This is a genomic window from Saccharothrix saharensis, assembly GCF_006716745.1.
Classification (GTDB): Bacteria; Actinomycetota; Actinomycetes; order Mycobacteriales; family Pseudonocardiaceae; genus Actinosynnema; species Actinosynnema saharense.
The window spans coordinates 4,565,601-4,582,436 of sequence record NZ_VFPP01000001.1 but is presented as its reverse complement, the minus strand read 5'-3'; the positions used below and the strand labels follow the sequence as shown (position 1 = coordinate 4,582,436).

19 protein-coding genes and 1 tRNA gene are annotated in these 16,836 nt (G+C 72.4%); 11 read left to right on the top strand and 9 right to left on the bottom strand.

Annotation, left to right across the window (positions count from 1 at the left end; genetic code table 11):
• Nucleotides 1–8 precede the first annotated feature (8 nt).
• Entirely contained in the window at nucleotides 9–1,445 is a 1,437-nt protein-coding gene (locus FHX81_RS20060; protein ID WP_141979622.1) for a gluconokinase, read from the top strand.
• Here the strand turns inward: FHX81_RS20060 and FHX81_RS20055 are convergent.
• Nucleotides 1,442–2,086 (bottom strand): class I SAM-dependent methyltransferase, encoded by a 645-nt coding sequence (locus tag FHX81_RS20055; RefSeq protein ID WP_141979621.1) that lies wholly within the window; start codon nucleotides 2,084–2,086, stop codon nucleotides 1,442–1,444. The two genes, FHX81_RS20060 and FHX81_RS20055, sit on opposite strands and share 4 nt — an antisense overlap.
• Nucleotides 2,087–2,148: 62 nt before the next feature.
• Entirely contained in the window at nucleotides 2,149–3,318 is a 1,170-nt protein-coding gene (locus FHX81_RS20050; protein WP_141979620.1) for an MFS transporter, read from the bottom strand.
• Between the two features lie 85 nt (nucleotides 3,319–3,403).
• On the opposite strand from FHX81_RS20050, the gene FHX81_RS20045 reads away from it, so the two are divergent.
• Together FHX81_RS20045 and FHX81_RS20040 are read left to right on the top strand one after the other, a co-directional pair.
• Nucleotides 3,404–3,820 carry a Fur family transcriptional regulator gene (locus tag FHX81_RS20045; protein WP_141979619.1) on the top strand — a complete coding sequence of 139 codons (417 nt, stop codon included), beginning with the start codon at nucleotides 3,404–3,406 and terminating at the stop codon, nucleotides 3,818–3,820.
• A 31-nt stretch (nucleotides 3,821–3,851) separates the two neighbouring features.
• Complete coding sequence (locus tag FHX81_RS20040) at nucleotides 3,852–5,300, top strand: catalase (protein ID WP_141979618.1); 1,449 nt, start codon at nucleotides 3,852–3,854, stop codon at nucleotides 5,298–5,300.
• A gap of 85 nt (nucleotides 5,301–5,385) precedes the next feature.
• On the opposite strand, the gene FHX81_RS20035 is transcribed toward FHX81_RS20040, so the two are convergent.
• Entirely contained in the window at nucleotides 5,386–6,495 is a 1,110-nt protein-coding gene (locus tag FHX81_RS20035; RefSeq protein WP_342787216.1) for a cytochrome P450 family protein, read from the bottom strand.
• A 122-nt stretch (nucleotides 6,496–6,617) separates the two neighbouring features.
• Here FHX81_RS20035 and FHX81_RS20030 point away from each other — a divergent pair, with 122 nt between their 5' ends.
• Complete coding sequence (locus FHX81_RS20030) at nucleotides 6,618–7,163, top strand: MarR family winged helix-turn-helix transcriptional regulator (RefSeq protein WP_246107894.1); 546 nt, start codon at nucleotides 6,618–6,620, stop codon at nucleotides 7,161–7,163.
• Between the two features lie 19 nt (nucleotides 7,164–7,182).
• On the opposite strand, the gene FHX81_RS20025 is transcribed toward FHX81_RS20030, so the two are convergent.
• Nucleotides 7,183–8,250, bottom strand: coding sequence for an alpha/beta hydrolase (locus tag FHX81_RS20025; RefSeq protein ID WP_141979616.1), 1,068 nt, complete (start codon nucleotides 8,248–8,250; stop codon nucleotides 7,183–7,185).
• A gap of 80 nt (nucleotides 8,251–8,330) precedes the next feature.
• Between FHX81_RS20025 and FHX81_RS20020 the strand changes: the two genes are divergently transcribed.
• From FHX81_RS20020 to FHX81_RS20010, 3 genes are all read left to right on the top strand, one after another.
• Nucleotides 8,331–8,891 carry an NADPH-dependent FMN reductase gene (locus FHX81_RS20020; protein ID WP_141979615.1) on the top strand — a complete coding sequence of 187 codons (561 nt, stop codon included), beginning with the start codon at nucleotides 8,331–8,333 and terminating at the stop codon, nucleotides 8,889–8,891.
• 114 nt (nucleotides 8,892–9,005) lie between these two features.
• Nucleotides 9,006–9,428, top strand: coding sequence for an organic hydroperoxide resistance protein (locus FHX81_RS20015; RefSeq protein WP_141984028.1), 423 nt, complete (start codon nucleotides 9,006–9,008; stop codon nucleotides 9,426–9,428).
• A gap of 14 nt (nucleotides 9,429–9,442) precedes the next feature.
• Nucleotides 9,443–9,928 (top strand): Dps family protein, encoded by a 486-nt coding sequence (locus FHX81_RS20010; protein WP_141979614.1) that lies wholly within the window; start codon nucleotides 9,443–9,445, stop codon nucleotides 9,926–9,928.
• A 148-nt stretch (nucleotides 9,929–10,076) separates the two neighbouring features.
• On the opposite strand, the gene FHX81_RS20005 is transcribed toward FHX81_RS20010, so the two are convergent.
• Both FHX81_RS20005 and FHX81_RS20000 read right to left on the bottom strand, forming a co-directional pair.
• The gene (locus FHX81_RS20005; RefSeq protein WP_141979613.1) at nucleotides 10,077–11,885 is read right to left on the bottom strand and encodes a S9 family peptidase; all 1,809 of its coding nucleotides are present in this window, start codon (nucleotides 11,883–11,885) and stop codon (nucleotides 10,077–10,079) included.
• Complete coding sequence (locus FHX81_RS20000) at nucleotides 11,882–12,673, bottom strand: class I SAM-dependent methyltransferase (protein ID WP_141979612.1); 792 nt, start codon at nucleotides 12,671–12,673, stop codon at nucleotides 11,882–11,884. Before FHX81_RS20000 ends, FHX81_RS20005 begins: the two co-directional genes overlap by 4 nt.
• Before the next feature lie 36 nt (nucleotides 12,674–12,709).
• Here FHX81_RS20000 and FHX81_RS19995 point away from each other — a divergent pair, with 36 nt between their 5' ends.
• Nucleotides 12,710–13,210, top strand: a complete 501-nt coding sequence (locus FHX81_RS19995) for a DUF3291 domain-containing protein (protein ID WP_425473889.1) — start codon at nucleotides 12,710–12,712, stop codon at nucleotides 13,208–13,210.
• Here FHX81_RS19995 and FHX81_RS19990 read toward each other — a convergent pair.
• On the bottom strand, nucleotides 13,207–13,419 hold the full coding sequence (locus FHX81_RS19990) for a hypothetical protein (protein WP_141979610.1): 213 nt from the start codon (nucleotides 13,417–13,419) through the stop codon (nucleotides 13,207–13,209). The two genes, FHX81_RS19995 and FHX81_RS19990, sit on opposite strands and share 4 nt — an antisense overlap.
• Nucleotides 13,420–13,675: 256 nt before the next feature.
• Here FHX81_RS19990 and FHX81_RS19985 point away from each other — a divergent pair, with 256 nt between their 5' ends.
• From FHX81_RS19985 to FHX81_RS19975, 3 genes are all read left to right on the top strand, one after another.
• Nucleotides 13,676–13,876, top strand: a complete 201-nt coding sequence (locus FHX81_RS19985; RefSeq protein ID WP_073897285.1) for a hypothetical protein — start codon at nucleotides 13,676–13,678, stop codon at nucleotides 13,874–13,876.
• 92 nt (nucleotides 13,877–13,968) lie between these two features.
• Nucleotides 13,969–14,730: a class I SAM-dependent methyltransferase gene (locus tag FHX81_RS19980; RefSeq protein ID WP_141979609.1), complete on the top strand. Its 762-nt coding sequence runs from the start codon at nucleotides 13,969–13,971 to the stop codon at nucleotides 14,728–14,730.
• Nucleotides 14,731–15,217: 487 nt separating this feature from the next.
• Nucleotides 15,218–15,577, top strand: a complete 360-nt coding sequence (locus FHX81_RS19975; RefSeq protein ID WP_141979608.1) for a MerR family transcriptional regulator — start codon at nucleotides 15,218–15,220, stop codon at nucleotides 15,575–15,577.
• A 136-nt stretch (nucleotides 15,578–15,713) separates the two neighbouring features.
• Here FHX81_RS19975 and FHX81_RS19970 read toward each other — a convergent pair.
• Nucleotides 15,714–15,787: transfer RNA gene (locus FHX81_RS19970), tRNA-Pro, on the bottom strand.
• Nucleotides 15,788–15,812: 25 nt separating this feature from the next.
• Entirely contained in the window at nucleotides 15,813–16,772 is a 960-nt protein-coding gene (locus FHX81_RS19965) for a metallophosphoesterase (RefSeq protein ID WP_141979607.1), read from the bottom strand.
• Between the last annotated feature and the right edge of the window lie 64 nt (nucleotides 16,773–16,836).

Genomic DNA, 16,836 nt, shown 5'->3' with positions numbered 1-16,836 from the left:
TCACTCCTATGGCGGACGTAGTGCTCGCGATCGACCTGGGGACGACGTCGACCAAGGTCATCGCGGTGGACCGGGACGCGGGCGTGGTGGCATCGGCGGAGCACGGCTACCCGATGCGCACCACGCCCTCCGGTGAGGCGACGCACGACCCGGTCGAGGTGTGGGACGCGGCGCTGCGGGCGTTGCGGGAGGTGGCGGCGCAGGGGCACGCGGTGCGTGCGCTGTCGTTGACCGGCGCCATGCACACCCTGGTGGGGCTGGACGCGGACGGCACGCCCGTCACGCCGTCGCTGTCGTGGGCGGACAACCGGGCCCAGGAGCAGACGGCGCGGCTGCGCGGCACGGCCGACGGCGGCGCGCTGCACCGGGCCACCGGCACCCCGATCCACACCATGTCGCCGCTGGTGAAGCTGGCGTGGTTCCACGACCAGGGGTTCTCCGCCGCCCGGTGGTGCGGCCTCAAGGACTTCGTCGCGCTCCAGCTGACCGGTGTGCTCGCGACCGAGCACTCGTCGGCGTCCGCGACCGGCCTGATGGACCTCGTGTCGCTGGACTGGCACCCGGACGCGCTGGCGTTCGCGGGGGTGCGCGCCGAGCAGCTGCCCGCCCTGCACGCGCCGGTGGACTCGCTGCCGCTGACGCTGGACGTCCCCGGCCTGCCCACCGGCCTGCCGGTCGTGCTGGGCGGCGGTGACGGGCCGATGGCGAACCTCGGCGTGGGCGCGGTCGTGCCGGGCGTGGCGGCGGTGTCGCTGGGCACGAGCGGCGCGCTGCGCGTGGTGCGCTCGTCGCCGGCGGTCGACGAGCAGGGGCGGGTGTTCTGCTACGCCGTCGCCGAGGACCTGTGGGTGCTCGGCGGGGCGGTCAGCAACGGCGGGGTGGCCGCGCAGTGGGCCGCGGAGGCGTTCGGCGTCGACGTGCGGGACCTCCTGGAGGAGGCCGCCGCCGTGCCGGTGGGCGCGGCGGGCGTGGTCGCGCTGCCGTACCTGCTGGGCGAGCGCGCCCCGTGGTGGGACGCGGACGCGACGTCGGCGGTGGTCGGGCTGCGGCGCGAGCACGGGCGCGCGGAGGTCACCCGTGCCCTGGTGGAGGGCGTGGCGCAGCAGTTGGCGCTGGTGCTGGACGCGGTGCGGTCGGTGGCGGACGTGCACGCGGTCCGCGTGACCGGCGGCGCGTTCCGCAGCGACCTGTGGGCGACCGTCCTGGCGTCCGCGCTCGGCCTGGAGCTGGAACTGGCCGACGACAGCGAGGGCTCGGGCGTCGGCGCGGCCCTGGTCGCCTGGCGCGCCCTGGGCGGCATCCCGTCCCTCACCGTCGCCGCCGACCTGATCACACCGGTCAAGACGATCGCCCCGGACCCCGACGCGGTGCGCCACTACGCCGCGGCCCGCCCCGCCGTCGAACGCCTCTACCGGGCGCTGCACGAGCTGGGGCGGCAGGCTTAGCGCGCGCGGAGCAGGAAACCGTGCTCCACGAGGCTCGCCAGGCCGAACTTCTCCACCATCCGGTGGTCCGGCCTCGGCTCCGCCGCCAGGTGCTCGACGTCGAACGCGTGGCCGAAGCGCTCGACGACCTCCGCCGGCCCCACGGAGAACGGCGGTGACGGCAGCCTGGGCGCGTACTCCAGGGTGTTGATGAAGTACCGCGTGCCCGGCCGCACCAGCCGGGTGATCGTCTCGGCGTAGCGCTGCCGCATGTCGTCCGGGAACGCGATCAGCGACGCCCGGTCGTAGACGAGGTCCACCGGGCCGATCTCGTCGGGGCCGAGCCGGAAGATGTCCTGGCGGCGGATGACGAGGTTGCCGCAGCGGAACACGTCGGGCTCCTCCTCGACCGGGTCCAGGCCGTTCTCGGCGAAGAACTCGGCGACGGCCCTGGGCACCAGCTCGACCCCGACGACCTCCGCCGCCGTCTCGGCGAAGAACCGCAGGTCAGTGGTCTTGCCGCACAGCGGCACCAGGACCCGGGCACCGGCCACCAGGCCGAGCCGGTCAAGCATGCGCGCGTGCTCGTGCACGTCCCTCAGGTGGAAGCTGGTCTTCGTGCCGCCCTGCTCCCAGGAGTCGAACCAGAACTCGGATTCCATGTTGGAGTAGAGGTGCGCGGAGCGTGCTGGAGACGGGTCCGAACGGGTGATGTTCTTCCCGGTCAGCTCACCGGGACCGCCGACGTGCGGCGACCGAGCGCGACCGTGGCCGCCGCGATCGCCACCGCGCCCAGGCCCGCCACCGCGAAGCCCCACGCCGGCGACGAGTGGTCGATCACGAACCCGGTGACCGGCTGCCCCAGCGCCACGCCCAGCGTGAACGCCGACCCCTGCAACCCCATCGCCACCCCGCGCGCCGACGCCGGCGTGTGCCTGGTGATCAGCTCGCCGGTCGCGGTGATCGTCGGGGCGCACAGGAAGTTGGTCGGCACCAGGGCCAGCGCCAGCCACCACGGCGACCCGCCGAACAGCCCGATCGGCACGGCCAACACCCCCATGCCGCCCATCAACGCCCACAACGGCGGCACGCGCGTGAGCCCGCCGTAGACGAAACCGCCCGCCAACGACGCCACGCACATCACCGCGACCATCGCGCCGGTCCACCCGGTCAGCCCGAGCCCGCGCATCGACGCCACCACCGACACCTCGACGCCCGACAGCACGAACGTCGCACCGCCCGCGCTGATCAGCACGCCGAGCAGCCGCCCGTCCAGCCACTCCCGCCGCGGCACCCGCGCGCCGGTCTCGCCCTCGTGCCGCACGGGCGGGTTCACCGCGTACAGGATCGCGCCGATCACGACCATCGACGTGCCGACCGCCCACATCGCCGTGCGGCTCGACGCCTGCGTGGTGAGCGCCACGCCCAGCGCGGGCCCGGCCATGAACGACAGCTCCACGGCCATCGAGTCCATCGCCAGCGCGGTGCGCCTGCGGTCGTCCGGCACGAGCGCGGTCAGGATCTGGCGGCCCAGCGACATCACCGGCATCACGGTGATCCCGGTGACGAAGCACGTCACCAGCAGCACCTCGTACGACAGCAGCGGCGCGACGAACCAGAAGACCCCTTCGGTGGCCATCGACAGGGCCAGCATCGCGCGCAGGCCGCGCCGGTCCACCAGGTGGCCCATCAGCGGCGAACCGACCGCGATGCCGACCGTGCTGACCGCCCCGACCAGGCCCGCCGCGCCGTAACCTCGTTCCAGGCCGAGCAGGACGTGCATGGTGACCGTCATGCCCGCGGCCGTCGCCGGCACGCGCGCCACCAGCATCAGCAGCATGAAGCCGGGCACGCGCGGCGTTCGGAGGACGGCCAGGTAAGGGGAGACGTTCACCCGCTCATCTTCACTCGGGACGGCAACAGGTTTAACCGTTCGTTTTCTTGACCAGTTCCAGAAAGCGTGATGGAGTGGTGGAGCCATGACCCCAGGACCCCGCGAGCTGCTCAAGAACGCCGGACTGCGCGTCACCGCCCCGCGCGTCGCGGTGCTCGACTGGCTCGCCGAACACCCCCACGCCACGGCCGACGCGGTCGCCGAGGGCGTGCGGGCCCGGTTGGGGTCCGTGTCCACGCAGGCCGTCTACGACGTGCTGCACGCGTGCGCGCGGACCGGGTTGCTGCGCCGGATCGAACCCGCCGGGCACCCGGCGCGGTACGAGACGCGGACCGGCGACAACCACCACCACCTCGTGTGCCGGGTCTGCGGCCGCACCGAGGACGTCGACTGCGTCCACGGCGCCGCGCCCTGCCTCGAACCCTCCGACACGGCCGGCTTCTCCGTGGACGAGGCGGAAGTCCTGTTCTGGGGTCGGTGCCCGGACTGCCAGGGGCCCTGACTGCCGAACCCCACGCGAAGGAGCTGACCACGTGACCGAAGCGCGTCACACCACCAACAACGCGGGCATCCCGGTGGCGAGCGACGACCACTCGCTCACCCTCGGCGCCAACGGCCCGATCCTGCTCCAGGACCACTACCTGATCGAGAAGAACGCCCAGTTCAACCGCGAACGGGTGCCCGAGCGGGTCGTGCACGCCAAGGGCGGCGGCGCGTTCGGCCACTTCGAGACGACCCAGGACGTCAGCCGCTACACCAGGGCGGCGCTGTTCCAGCCCGGCGTGAAGACCGAGGTGCTGCTGCGCTTCTCCACCGTCGCCGGTGAGCTCGGCTCACCCGACACCTGGCGCGACCCGCGCGGGTTCGCGGTGAAGTTCTACACGACCCAGGGCAACTACGACATCGTCGGCAACAACACCCCGGTGTTCTTCCTGCGCGACCCGATCAAGTTCCCCGACTTCATCCGCTCGCAGAAGCGCCGCGCCGACACCGGCCGCCGCGACCACGACATGCAGTGGGACTTCTGGACGCTGCAGCCGCAGACCGCGCACCAGGTGACGTGGCTGATGGGCGACCGGGGCATCCCCCGCACGTGGCGGCACCAGAACGGCTACGGCTCGCACACGTACCTGTGGGAGAACGCCGCCGGTGAGCGCTTCTGGGTGAAGTACCACTTCAAGACCGACCAGGGCATCGAGAACCTGACCTCCGAGGACGCGGCCCGGATCGCCGGCGAGGACGCCGACGCCCACCGCGCCGACCTGTGGCACGCCATCGAACGCGGCGAGTTCCCGTCGTGGACGCTGCACGTCCAGGTCATGCCCTACGAGGACGCGGCGGGCTACCGCTTCAACCCGTTCGACCTGACCAAGGTGTGGCCGCACGCCGACTACCCGCTGGTCGAGGTGGGGAAGCTGGTGCTCGACCGCAACCCGTCGGACTACTTCGCCGAGATCGAGCAGGCCGCGTTCGAGCCGACGAACCTGGTGCCGGGCATCGGCACGTCACCCGACCGGATGCTGATCGGCCGGATCTTCGCCTACCCCGACGCCCACCGGTACCGCATCGGCGCGAACTACCACGAGCTGCCGGTGAACCGGCCGAAATCGCCGGTCCACTCCTACGCCAAGGACGGCGCGATGCGGTTCACCAACGCCGCCGACCCGGTGTACGCGCCGAACTCCTACGGCGGCCCGCACGCGTCCGCGGCGGCGGCCGGCGAGGTGGCGTCGTCGTACGGGGTCGAGGACGCGGTCACCCGTTCGGCTTACAAGCTGCACGCGGAGGACGACGATTTCGGCCAGGCGGGCACCCTGATCCGCGAGGTGATGGACGAGGCGCAGCGCGAACGCCTCGTGCGGACCGTGATCGCGCACGCGTCCAACGGCGTGTCCGAACCGGTGCTGGAGCGCGTGTTCGAGTACTGGCGCAACATCGACAAGGAAACGGGCGACAAGATCGCCGCCGCGTTCGGCAAGTGACCGGTGCACCCCTGATAGTGCACCTCCCGCAGGGCCGCCCGAGTCCTCACGGGCGGCCCTGCCTTGCCGTCGGTCGCGGTGCCGGTCAGCCGTGCAGCCGGACGGGCAGCGCGGTCAGCCGCCGACCCTGGATGCCGCCGATGCCGTGCTGCCGCAGGTCGGCGTAGGGGATCGCGAGGCGGGCGTCCGGGAAGTCGGCGCGCAGCACGGTGACGGCCGCGCGCAGTTCCAGCTGGGCGAGCCGTGCCCCGACGCAGAAGTGCGGCCCGGCCCCGAAGGCCAGGTCGGGACCGTGCGCGTGGGCGTTGACGGTCTCGATGTCGACCAGCACGGGGGCCCGCGCGGGCAGCCGCACGCCGCCCACCTCGACCTCGGTGGCGGTGAAGCGCCAGAGCGTGAACGGCGCGGGCGGGTGGCTGCGCAGGCTCTGCCGGACCAGCTCGTCCACGGGGGTTTCGCGGTCCACGAGGGCGCGGGCGAGCACGAACCCCAGCGAGGCGTCGGTGGTGAGCTGCCCGGCGAAGATCAACGCGAACAGGTGGTAGTTCACCTCGTCCGCGGTCGTCCCCGGTGGCACGCGCTCGCGCAACTCGTCGGACAGCCCACCCCGGCCCGCCGCGCCCAGCTCCACGAGGGCGGCGATGGCGGCGCCCTGGTCCGCCGGGTCGGCGCCGAACATCAGCCGGCACGCCGCCGCGGCCCGGTCGACGTGGTCGAGCGGCACCCCGGGCAGGTCCAGCAGCACGGTGATCGGGTAGCGGGTGGTGAAGTCGGCCGCCAGGTCGACCTCCGGCGGTGACCCGTGCAGCAGCTCGCGGGCGAGCGCGTGGACCCGTTCGGACTGCCCGCGGATGCGCTTGCCGGTCAGCAGCGGCACGTGCGCCCGCCGCAGCCGTGCGTGCTCCGGCCCGTCGAGGGTGGTCAACGACGGCTGCTCGGCCGCGGTCCGCTCCAGGCCGGCGGTCCGCCGGTCCCAGCTCGGGGGCGCCAACGCCGGGTCCTTGACGATCCGCGGATCACCGAGCACCTGCCGGGCGAGGTCTTCGTCGGTGACGATCCACACCCGACCGCCGGCCGGCGCGTCCACCTGCACGACCGGCCCGGCCGCCCGCAGCGCGTCCCCGGTGCCGTCCCGTTCGTCGATCCCCCGAGCCGTCGGGCCGAACGGATCGACCCCGACATGCGGTGCCTCCACCACGTCACCCCCAGCTTCACCATGAAATAGCTTCACCGTGAAGCTATTCAGGTCGCGGGTAGGTTGTCAACACACCGCGCGCTCACCCGACAACCGGGCGCGCCGCACCGGAACGAACGGCGGTGACCGTGGACCAGCAGGTGGACGACGAACGCCCGGCCGACTACCCACCGCCGGCCGACCTCGCCGCCCGAACCGCGCGCCTCCTCGACGGCCTGCGCGCCTTCGGCGCCCTCTACACCGACTTCACCGCCCGCTTCGCCGCGTGGCTGGGCCTGCACTCGACCGACGCCACCGCCCTGGTCGAGATCCTGTACGCGGAGGACCGGGGCGCCCCGCTCTCCCCGACCCGCCTCAGCGAACGCCTGGGCCTGACCACGGGCGCCACCACGAACCTGCTGAACCGCCTGGAATCCCTGGGCCACATCACCCGGACCCGCGAACACCCCGACCGCCGCCTCGTGACGCTGCGCAGCAGCCCGACCATCGAACAACCGGCCCGCGAGTTCTTCGGCCCCCTCAACCACCACCTGCAAGCCCTGGTCGCCCACCAGGAACCCCGTCGACTGGCCGACTTCGAGGGCTTCCTCCACGACCTGCGCGCCACCATGGACGACGTCCTGACCGGCCCACCACCACCCCCGCCACCCGCAGACCCGCGGCACTGAGCCCACGCGGCCCGTGAGGTCAGGCCGTTTCGGGGATGTCCTGCCGGGTGTTCGCCAGCGCCAACCCGGTGCGCAGCGACCCCACCGCCTCCGCCACCGCCTCCCGGAACACGCCGCCGACACCGAGGATGTTCGCGTAACCGTGGAACAGCCCCTCGTGCCGACGCAGCACCACGGGCACGCCCTGCTCCGCGAGCTTCTCCGCGAACGCCTCGCCCTCGTCCCGCAGCGGGTCGAACCCGGCCGTCGCCACGTACGTCGGCGGCATCCCGCTCAGGTCCTCCGCCAGCAGCACCGACAGCCGCGGGTCGGTGTGCGTCTCGCGGGACGGCGCGTAGTGGTCCAGGAACCAGTCCATCTTCTCGTCGGTGAGGAAGAACCCCTTGCCGAACAGCTCCCGCGACCGCCGCCGCACGGACGCGTCCACCGCCGGGTAGAACAGCAGCAGGAACACCGGCTTCACCCCGCCCGCGTGCAGCGCGGTCACCGCCGCCAGGTTCCCGCCCGCGCTGTCACCGCCCAGCGCGATGCGCCGCGGGTCGATCCGCAGCTCCCCGGCGTGCGCGACGGCGTACTCGAACGCGGTCCGCGCGTCGTCCGCGGCGGCCGGGAACGGGTGTTCCGGCGCGAGCCGGTAGTCCGCCGACAGCACCCGCACCCCGCCCTGCACGGCCAGGAACCGGCACAGGTTGTCGTGGCTGTCCAGGTCGCCGCTGACCCACCCGCCGCCGTGGTAGAAGACCAGCAGCGGCGAGCCCGCGGCCAGCCCGGTCGGCTCGTAGAACCGCGCGCCGACGCCGTCCAGCGACAGCGGGCGGACCGCGACGCCGCCGATGACCGGGCCGCCGACCAGCGTGCTGCTGCGGGTCAGGGCCAGGCGGTTGGCGGCGGGCGTGGTCGTGCGCCAGTCCTCACCGCTGAGCTGCTGCAACCGCAGCAGCAGCTGGGCTTCGGGGTGGAGCCGCTGGCCGTCCACCGTGATGGGACGGCCCGAGATCAGCCGGCGCAGCGGCGCGGGCAGGCCGAACGCGAAGCGCAGGGCACCGGCCAGGACAGCGGGAGGGATCGACTCGGCGAGCTTCGACATGAGACGTATGTTACTCGTCGGTAGGGGTCTGCACGAGCGACTGGACCTCCATTTAGCTGGAGGTGGCAGGATCGGACACCATGACGGTCACCGTGGTGGGCATCGGCGGGTCCCTGCGCCCCAACTCGCAGTCCGAGCGGGCGATGAGGATCGCCCTGGAGGGCGCCGCGGACGCGGGCGCGAAGGTGGTCGAGGTCTCCGGGCCCGACCTGGTGCTGCCGTTCTACGACCCCGCCATCCCCGAGCGCACCGAGAACGCCCACCGGCTGGTCGAGGCGCTGCGCGGCGCGGACGGCGTGGTGCTCGTCTCGCCCGGCTACCACGGCACGGTGTCCGGCCTGGTGAAGAACGCCCTGGACTACGTCGAGGACCTGCGCGGCGACGCGCGTCCCTACCTGGACGGCCGCGCGGTCGGCTGCGTGGCCACGGCCCGGGGCTGGCAGGCGTCGGTGACCACGCTGACCGCGTTGCGCTCCATCGTGCACGCGTTGCGCGGCTGGCCCACGCCGTTGGGCGCGGCGGTGAACTCGGGCGAGGTCGAGTTCGACCTGGAGGGTGGCTGCACGGTGCCGTCGGTGGCCGACCAACTCCGCACGATCGGGCGACAGGTGGCCGAGTTCGCCGTGTCGAGGTCCCGCTGAGCGGGTAAGTGTTGGTGGGGCGTGAGCTGCCGCACGACCGGGTGTGGTTCGGCTTCGGCCGGGTGTTGGGCTGATCGAAGGGCCCGTTCACCAGCTCGAAGGAGAGCGTTGAAGATGCAGGTGCTCTACACCGCGGAAGCCATCGCCGTCGGGGACGGCCGCAACGGGGAGGTCCGCTCCTCCGACGGCGTGATCGACGAGCAGCTCTCCACGCCCAAGGAGCTGGGCGGCCCCGGCGGCGACCGGACCAACCCGGAGCAGCTGTTCGCGGCGGGGTACGCGGCGTGCTTCCACAGCGCGCTCAAGGTCGCCGCACGTCAGGCCAAGGTCAAGATCGGCGAGACGTCGGTGACGGCGAAGGTCGACCTCGGCGCCGACGGCGGCGGCGGCTTCCAGCTCGCGGTGCGGCTGGCGGCGCACATCCCGGGCGTCGAGCACGACGTGGCCGAGCGACTGGCGGCCGCCGCGCACCGGATCTGCCCCTACTCCAACGCCACGCGAGGCAACATCGACGTGGCTGTCACGACCACCGTTTAGGAGGCGTCAGACCCATGAGCAAGCCTCAGAAGTCTCCGATCACCAGCCCCCTGTCCGACGCGGACAAGGCGTCGGTCGGGGCGGTGCTCCAGGCCACCCTGGTGGACTTGGTCGACCTGTCCCTGGTGGCCAAGCAGGCGCACTGGAACGTGGTCGGCAAGAACTTCCGCAGCGTCCACCTCCAGCTCGACGAACTGGTCACGACCGCCCGCACGTACACCGACGAGGTGGCCGAACGGGCCGCCGCGCTCGGCATCTCGCCCGACGGCAAGGCCAAGACGGTCGCCGCGGGCTCGGGCGTGCCGGACTTCCCCGGCGGCTGGCTGAAGGAGGACCAGGTCGTCACCGCCGTCGTGACCGCGCTGGGCGAGCTGATCGGCCGGCTGCGCGACCGCATCGACGAGACCGACAAGTCCGACCTGGTCACCCAGGACCTGCTGATCGAGATCACGAAGAACCTGGAGCAGGCCCACTGGATGTGGCAGGCCCAGCAGGCCTGACCCGACCTTCGGGAGCCGCCGGACATCCGGCGGCCCCGAAAATGTCGGACCCCACCGGTAAAGTGAAGAACAGGGGTCCCCCGGGCGGGGACCCCTGCTCGTCGTCGTTCGGTGAACGGGTCCGCTCAGAGCACGCGCCGTGCGAACGTCAGAGCACGCGCCGCACGAACGCGACCTCCGCCGCCGTCTGCCGGATCGTCTCCGCCACCACGAGCGAACCGTGCCCCGCGTCGTACCGGTACACCTCGTACGCCGCACCCCGCGCCGCCAGCCGGTCCAGGTAGTTGTCGATCTGCCGGATCGGGCAGCGCGGGTCGTTCTCGCCCGCCAGCACCAGCACCGGCGCGCGCACCGCGTCCACGTACGTCAACGGCGAGCACTCGCGGTACCGGTCGGGCAGCTCCTCCGGCGACCCGCCGAACAGCGCCCGGTCGAACGCCCGCAGCGGCTCCATCTCGTCCTCGTACGCGGCCAGGTAGTCGGCCACCGGCACGCCCGCGACACCGGCCGCCCACCGCTCCGGCTGCGTGCCCAGCGCCAGCAGCGACAGGTACCCGCCCCACGACGCGCCGTTGACCACGCACTTCGCCGGGTCGGCGAACCCGGACCCGACGGCCCAGTCGTGCACCGCCGCCACGTCCTCCAGCTCGGTCAACCCGGGCCGGCCCTCGATCGCGTCACGCCACTTCGACCCGTACCCGGTGGACCCCCGGTAGTTCACGTGCACCACCGCGTACCCGGCGTCCAGCCACACCGCCCGGTACGCGGAGAACCGGTCCTCGTCGGCCGAGTGCGGCCCGCCGTGCAGGTGGAACACCGTCGGCAGCGGCCCGTCGGGCGCACCGGCCGGCCGCGCCACCAGCGCGTGCACGTCACCCACGAACACGTCGGTCAGGTCCACCGACGGCGGAGCCTCGTGCCCGGCCGGCGCCAGCAGCACCCGCTCGTCCCCGTCGACGTCCAGCACCCGCACCACACCCGGCCGCGCCGCCGACGACCACGAGTACTCCACCGCGCCGTCCGGCCGCACGCTCGCGCCGCCCACCGACCCGTGCGGGGTGTCCAGCGCGTGCAGCACCCCGGTCTCCAGGTCGTAGCGGTGCAGGGTGTTGCGCGCCTGGAACGTGTGCACGACCAGCAGCGACTTCGCGTCCGGGTACCAGTCGGCGCTGATCTCACCCGGCAGGTCGACCACGACCTCGGTCTCGGTGTCCGCCGCGACGTCCCAGATCAGCAGCTCGTCCTTGCCGCGCCGCTCGTGCCCGACCAGCAGCCGGTTGTCGCCGCGCACCGGGCTGAACGCGATCGCGTCCAACCCCTTGCCCGGCCCGTCCCACTTCTCCGCCACCTTGTCACCCGACGGGGTGATGACGCGCAGCGCCGCGTGCCGGTTGTCGCCGTGCTCGGAGTGGGACAGCACCACCAGCGTCTCGTCCTTCGACAACGCCGACACGCCGCCGTCGTTCTCGTGCGCGTAGACCACCTCGGCCGGACCGCCGTCCCGCGCGACGTACACCGTGGTGCCGTCGTCGGTGGACGTGCCGACCGCCACCACCCGGTGCCCGATCTCCAACCCGGCCGGGTAACCCGCCTGCACGCCGTCCACGGCGGGCTTCGGGTCGCCGCCGGGGTGGAACGGCTCGCTGACCCACGTGCCGAACTCGTCGCCGTCGGTGTCGGCGAACCACCAGATCGTCGCGCCGTCCGGGCTGAGCGCGCCGTGCGACGTGCCGTTCGGGCGGTCGGTGACCTTGCGGTGCGTGTCGCTCGCCCGGTCCCAGGCGTAGATCTCCCACACGCCGCTGGAGTTCGACAGGTACAGGCTGCGGTCGGGCGCGTCGTCGGCCCACCCGGGCAGGCTCACGCGCGGGGCCGTGAAGCGGGCCCGCCAGCGGGCTTCGGCCTCGGCGTCGGCGAACAGCGGGTCGGGCACTTCGGCGGTCGGGTGCGTCGTCACACCCCCGATCCTGCCGGCTTCCGCGCGGTGACCAGGTAGTAGTCGAGCAGACCCCGCTCGAACGCGGGTAACCAGTTGCGGTCCCAGCCGTCGGGCCGCGGCCCCTGCGCGAGCCACCGGTCCAGGCCGCGCCACACGTGCTCGCCGATGCCGTCGGCCCGCACGTCGGCGAGACCGGCCGCCCGCAGGTCACGCACCACGTCGTCGACCCGGTGGGCCTGGTCCAGGCCGGTGGCGAACGTCTCCAGCACCCCGGCCAGCCGCGCGCCCGCGTCCCCGGTCCTGGTGAAGAACGTGGTCACGGCCAACCGGCCGCCCGGCCCGAGCACACGGGCGCTCTCCCGCGTGAACGCCGCCACGTCCTCGAAGTGCTGGGCCGCCTCCACCGACAGCAGGGCGTCGAACGAGCCGTCCGGGAACGGCAGGTCGTCGCACGAGCCCCGCACGAACGCCACCCGCGGGTCGTCGTTGGCCCGCGCCGCCCGCGCCACCTGCTCCGGCATCAGGTCCACGCCCCGCACCAGCGCGGGCCCCCGGAGCAGCACCCGACGCGCGCCCACGCCGCGCCCCGAGCCGACTTCGAGCACCCGGTCGCCCGGCCCGACGCCGAGCGCGTCGACGACCAGGTCGTACAGGGCCCGCTGCGAGGCGACCCGCTGCTCGACGGTCAGCTCGCCGTCCAGCGGGATGCCCGCCCAGTAGCCGAAGTTGATGAAGCCGCCGGCGAACACCGGCAGCGCCGCCAGGTCACCCTCGCCGTAGGCCCGTCGCAGTTCGAGGTCTCCCATGACCTCGATGTTCCCGGTTAGCGTCCGGGTATGACGGTGGAGAGCTTCGACTTGGCGCAGGTGAACGTCGGCCGCATGCGCGCGCCGCTGGACAGCCCGGTGATGGCGGGTTTCGTGGCGGCGCTGGAGCCGGTGAACGCGGTGGCCGACCGCGCGCCGGGCTTCCGGTGGCGGTTGCAGACCGAGGACGGCGACGCGACCGCGTTGCGGGTCTTCGACGACGAGTGGCTGCTGGTGAACATGTCGACGTGGGCGTCGCACCGGGCGCTGGTCGACTACGTGTACGGGCCGGAGCACGTGGCCGTGCTGCGGGAGCGCCGGCAGTACTTCGAGCGGCCGGTGGAGGCGATGACCGCGCTGTGGTGGGTGCCCGCCGGCCACCGGCCGACCGTGTCGGAGGCGCAGGAGCGGCTGGTGAACCTGCGCGAGCACGGCCCGACGCCGTTCGCGTTCACGTTGCGTGAGGCGTTCCCGGCGCCGGGCGCGACGGAGGGTGACGTGGTGGTGCGCGACCTGGCGGGGTGCGGGGTCGACTAGCGGTCGAGCTCCTCGGCCAGGATCCGGTCCAGCCCGGCCGACGCGCGGCGCAACGCGCGGTGGGCCAGGGCGATGAGCGCGACGGCCGTGCCGACGAGGACGGCCGCGACGGGCGAACCCAGAACCGCGGCCACACCGGCTAAACCGAGCGCGACCTGGGTCCACGCGACGACGGGGACCCAGCTCTTGGGGGCGGTGGTGGTGGTCATGGTGCATCTCCCTGCTGGCGGTGGCGGGCGCCGGAGCGGACGCGTCGACTCGTCGTCGTTCCGAGCCCCCTCGCTCGTTACGCAACGTCACATGAATCGTCAACCTTCACTCGATCGGGTTAACAGAACGTGACCGGGCCTCGCACCGCTAGGCCATTCGCCAATTAGGCAACAGCGAGGAGTAGTTCGTAACGCTCACGTTGGTCCGAACGAATCACGGGTTACACGGTGGTGGGAGCGCAGGGAGGTCTGACCGATGATCGAGAACACGGTTCGGCAGGGCGGTCGCGTCGGGTGCGTCGACGCCCTGGGTCGTCGGCGCACGCTGGAGGTGTCGCTCACCGAAGAGGGCAACGTCTGCATCCACACCCCGCCCGGCGAGTCCGCGAAGCTCGACTGGAACGAGGTCGGCGAACTCCTCCGACGCCTCGCGGAACTGCGACCGCACGTGAAGTGACGCCGGGTCGACCCGGCCGGGAGGACCCGGCGGACCTCCCGGCCCGGTGAAATCCGCTCGCCCGCCCCCGGCCACGCCGGTCCAATGGGCGGATGATCGACCACACGGAACTCAACCGCCGCCACTGGGAAGAGCACGCTGCCGCCGCGCACGGACCACTGGCCCGCGAGCACTGGTCGCGGACCGAGCCGTGCTGGGGCCTGTGGGCCACCCCGGAGTCGGAGCTCTCCGTCCTGCCGCCCGACCTGTCCGGCATGGACGTCGTCGAACTCGGTTGCGGCACCGCCTACGTCTCGGCCTGGCTGGCCCGCCTCGGCGCACGTCCCGTCGGCATCGACATCTCCGCCCGCCAACTCGACACCGCCCGCGAGATGCAGGCCGAGTTCGGCCTCGACTTCCCCCTGATCCGGGGCGACGCCGAACAGGTCCCCCGCGACGACGCCAGCTTCGACCTCGCCATCAGCGAGTACGGCGCCTCCCTCTGGTGCGACCCGCACCGCTGGATCCCCGAAGCCGCCCGCCTGCTGCGCCCCGGCGGCCACCTGGTCTTCCTCACCCGGTCCCCGCTGTTCGCCCTCTGCGCCCGCCCCGGCACGACCGCGTCCACCGCGCTCCAACGCCCGCAATTCGGCCTGCGGCGCGTCGACCACGGCACCTCCGCCGAGTTCACCCTCCCGCACGGCGACATGCTCCGGCTGCTGCGCTCGTCCGGCTTCACCGTGGACGACCTGATCGAGATCCAGGCACCCGAACCGGCCCACCGCGAGTACTTCGAGGTGTCGTCGTCCTGGGCCCACCAGTGGCCCAGCGAGGAGATCTGGAAGGCGCGTCTGACGTCCCGGCAGGTGAGGTAGTCGGAGTCACCCGAACGAGGAAATCTATGATCGTTGGAGTAGACATTCGCACACAGCCGCGGGTAGTGTGGTCGTTGTAGGAGAGAGAACGTCGATCGGCACGGGAGATGACGAACTACCCGTGATGCAGGAGGGCGGGCCGGCACAAGCAATACCGGGAACGCAACCGATTTAAGTCGGACAGCAGTGCGCGACCCCGCGACCGACCGCCGAACCACGACCGGAAGTCAGGCAATCAAGAGGAGAAGGGACGGGTTGCACACCATCGGATCGCCTGCCTCGGGCTGAAGTCGAGCCGGGCGGGTACCGCAGTCCAGCACGATTGGAAGGTGGTCTCCGGTTACACGAATGCGATCCTCGCGGTCTCCGCAGCCCGTGCGGATGACGCGGACACAGTGAGCCGGCCTCACGGCCGGTTGGTGGAAACCCATAACCCTGGGGCCCCGGCGCCGAGCGGCGCCGGGGCCCCTCGCGACGCGGAGGTGCGATGCCCCCAGGACCGAACGAGCCGCGACCCGCGGCCGACAAGTTGGACGACGACCACTACCCCGCCTACACCATGGGCAGAGCCGCGGAGATGCTCGGCACCACGCCCGGCTTCCTGCGCAGCCTGGACGAGGCGAAGCTGATCGAGCCCCAGCGCTCATCCGGCGGACACCGCCGCTACTCCCGCAACCAACTCCGCCTGGCCGCCCGGGTCCGGAAACTGGTCGACCAGGGCACCGGCCTCGACGCCGCCTGCCGCATCGTCACCCTGGAGGACCAACTCCAGGAAGCCAGGGCCCTCAACCAGCAGAACCGCCCACCGACACCGGACCAGGCCTACCCGCCCCTGCGCGGCGTCTGACCCGCCACCACGCACGAGAGCCGTCGCCGACCCACCATCCGTGACGAGCCCGGCGAGTGCCCCGAAACACACCCGGGGCCCGCACCCCGCACACCAAAAGACCCGGCCCACCTGACGGTGGACCGGGTCTGACCGGTCGGGGTGACAGGATTTGAACCTGCGACCTCTTCGTCCCGAACGAAGCGCGCTACCAAACTGCGCCACACCCCGGTCTTGCTCTCGAACGAGGAGAACTCTACCTGACGTTCCCGCCCACTCCGAACCGGGTATCCCTTTCCGCGTCCGACACGTCCTGACCTGCGTCGACAGGCCGCGGCACCAAGGTCAGCAGGCTCGCTTCCGGCGGGCACGCGAAGCGCACCGGCGCGTACGGCGACGTGCCCAGGCCCGCCGAGACGTTGAGCCACATGTGCGCACCCCACCGCGAGACGCCCCGAGCGCGCGACCGGTCCAGTTCGCAGTTCGTCACGATCGCCCCGTAGCCCGGGATGCGCAGTTGGCCGCCGTGCGTGTGACCCGCCAGCACCAGGTCGTACCCCTCGGCCGCGAACGGGTCCAGGACCCGGGGCTCCGGGGAGTGCGTGACGCCCAGGCGCAGCGGCACGTCCGGCAGCGGACCGCTGATCTCCTCGAACCGGTCCCGCTTGAGGTGCGGGTCGTCCAGGCCCGCCGCGAAGACCTCCAGGCCGTTCACCGCGAACCGGCGACGGGCGTGGGTCAGGTCCAGCCAGCCGTGCTCGATCATCGCCGCGCGCAGGTCCCGCCACGGCAGCGGGATGCCGTGGATGCGCTTCGTCTTGGCCGAGGGCAGCAGGTAGCGGGCCGGGTTCTTCGGGCGCGGCGCGTAGTAGTCGTTGCTGCCGAACACGAACACACCCGGACGGTTCAGCAACGGGCCCAACGCGCGCACCACCGCCGGCACGGCCTGCTTGTGCGCCAGGTTGTCCCCGGTGTTCACGACCAGGTCCGGCTCCAGCTCGTCCAGCGCGGCGACCCACCGCTGCTTGGACTTCTGCCCCGGCATCATGTGCAGGTCCGACAGGTGCAGCACCCGCAGCGGCGCGGAACCGGGCGCGAGCACCGGCACCGTCGCCTCGCGCAACGTCCACCGCCTCCGCTCGATGCCCGCCGCGTAGGCGAGCGTGGCGGCGCCGAGGGTGGTCGTGGCAAGCAGCGTTCGGCCGAGCGTCTTCACGTGGTCGAGGGTAGGGGGTTAACCGATTCGGGGTGCGACGGGCTTCCCGGTACCGTTCCGGCCC

Excerpts from the sequence above, each read along its gene's own strand:
- FHX81_RS20055 (WP_141979621.1), bottom strand. The coding sequence starts at position 2,086 with ATGGAATCCGAGTTCTGGTTCGACTCCTGGGAGCAGGGCGGCACGAAG.
- FHX81_RS19980 (WP_141979609.1), top strand. The coding sequence starts at position 13,969 with ATGATCGACCACACGGAACTCAACCGCCGCCACTGGGAAGAGCACGCT.
- FHX81_RS19990 (WP_141979610.1), bottom strand. The coding sequence starts at position 13,419 with ATGACCACCACCACCGCCCCCAAGAGCTGGGTCCCCGTCGTCGCGTGG.
- FHX81_RS20060 (WP_141979622.1), top strand. The coding sequence starts at position 9 with ATGGCGGACGTAGTGCTCGCGATCGACCTGGGGACGACGTCGACCAAG.
- FHX81_RS20020 (WP_141979615.1), top strand. The coding sequence starts at position 8,331 with ATGACGGTCACCGTGGTGGGCATCGGCGGGTCCCTGCGCCCCAACTCG.
- FHX81_RS20010 (WP_141979614.1), top strand. The coding sequence starts at position 9,443 with ATGAGCAAGCCTCAGAAGTCTCCGATCACCAGCCCCCTGTCCGACGCG.
- FHX81_RS20025 (WP_141979616.1), bottom strand. The coding sequence starts at position 8,250 with ATGTCGAAGCTCGCCGAGTCGATCCCTCCCGCTGTCCTGGCCGGTGCC.
- FHX81_RS19985 (WP_073897285.1), top strand. The coding sequence starts at position 13,676 with ATGATCGAGAACACGGTTCGGCAGGGCGGTCGCGTCGGGTGCGTCGAC.
- FHX81_RS20015 (WP_141984028.1), top strand. The coding sequence starts at position 9,006 with ATGCAGGTGCTCTACACCGCGGAAGCCATCGCCGTCGGGGACGGCCGC.
- FHX81_RS20000 (WP_141979612.1), bottom strand. The coding sequence starts at position 12,673 with ATGGGAGACCTCGAACTGCGACGGGCCTACGGCGAGGGTGACCTGGCG.
- FHX81_RS20045 (WP_141979619.1), top strand. The coding sequence starts at position 3,404 with ATGACCCCAGGACCCCGCGAGCTGCTCAAGAACGCCGGACTGCGCGTC.
- FHX81_RS19975 (WP_141979608.1), top strand. The coding sequence starts at position 15,218 with ATGCCCCCAGGACCGAACGAGCCGCGACCCGCGGCCGACAAGTTGGAC.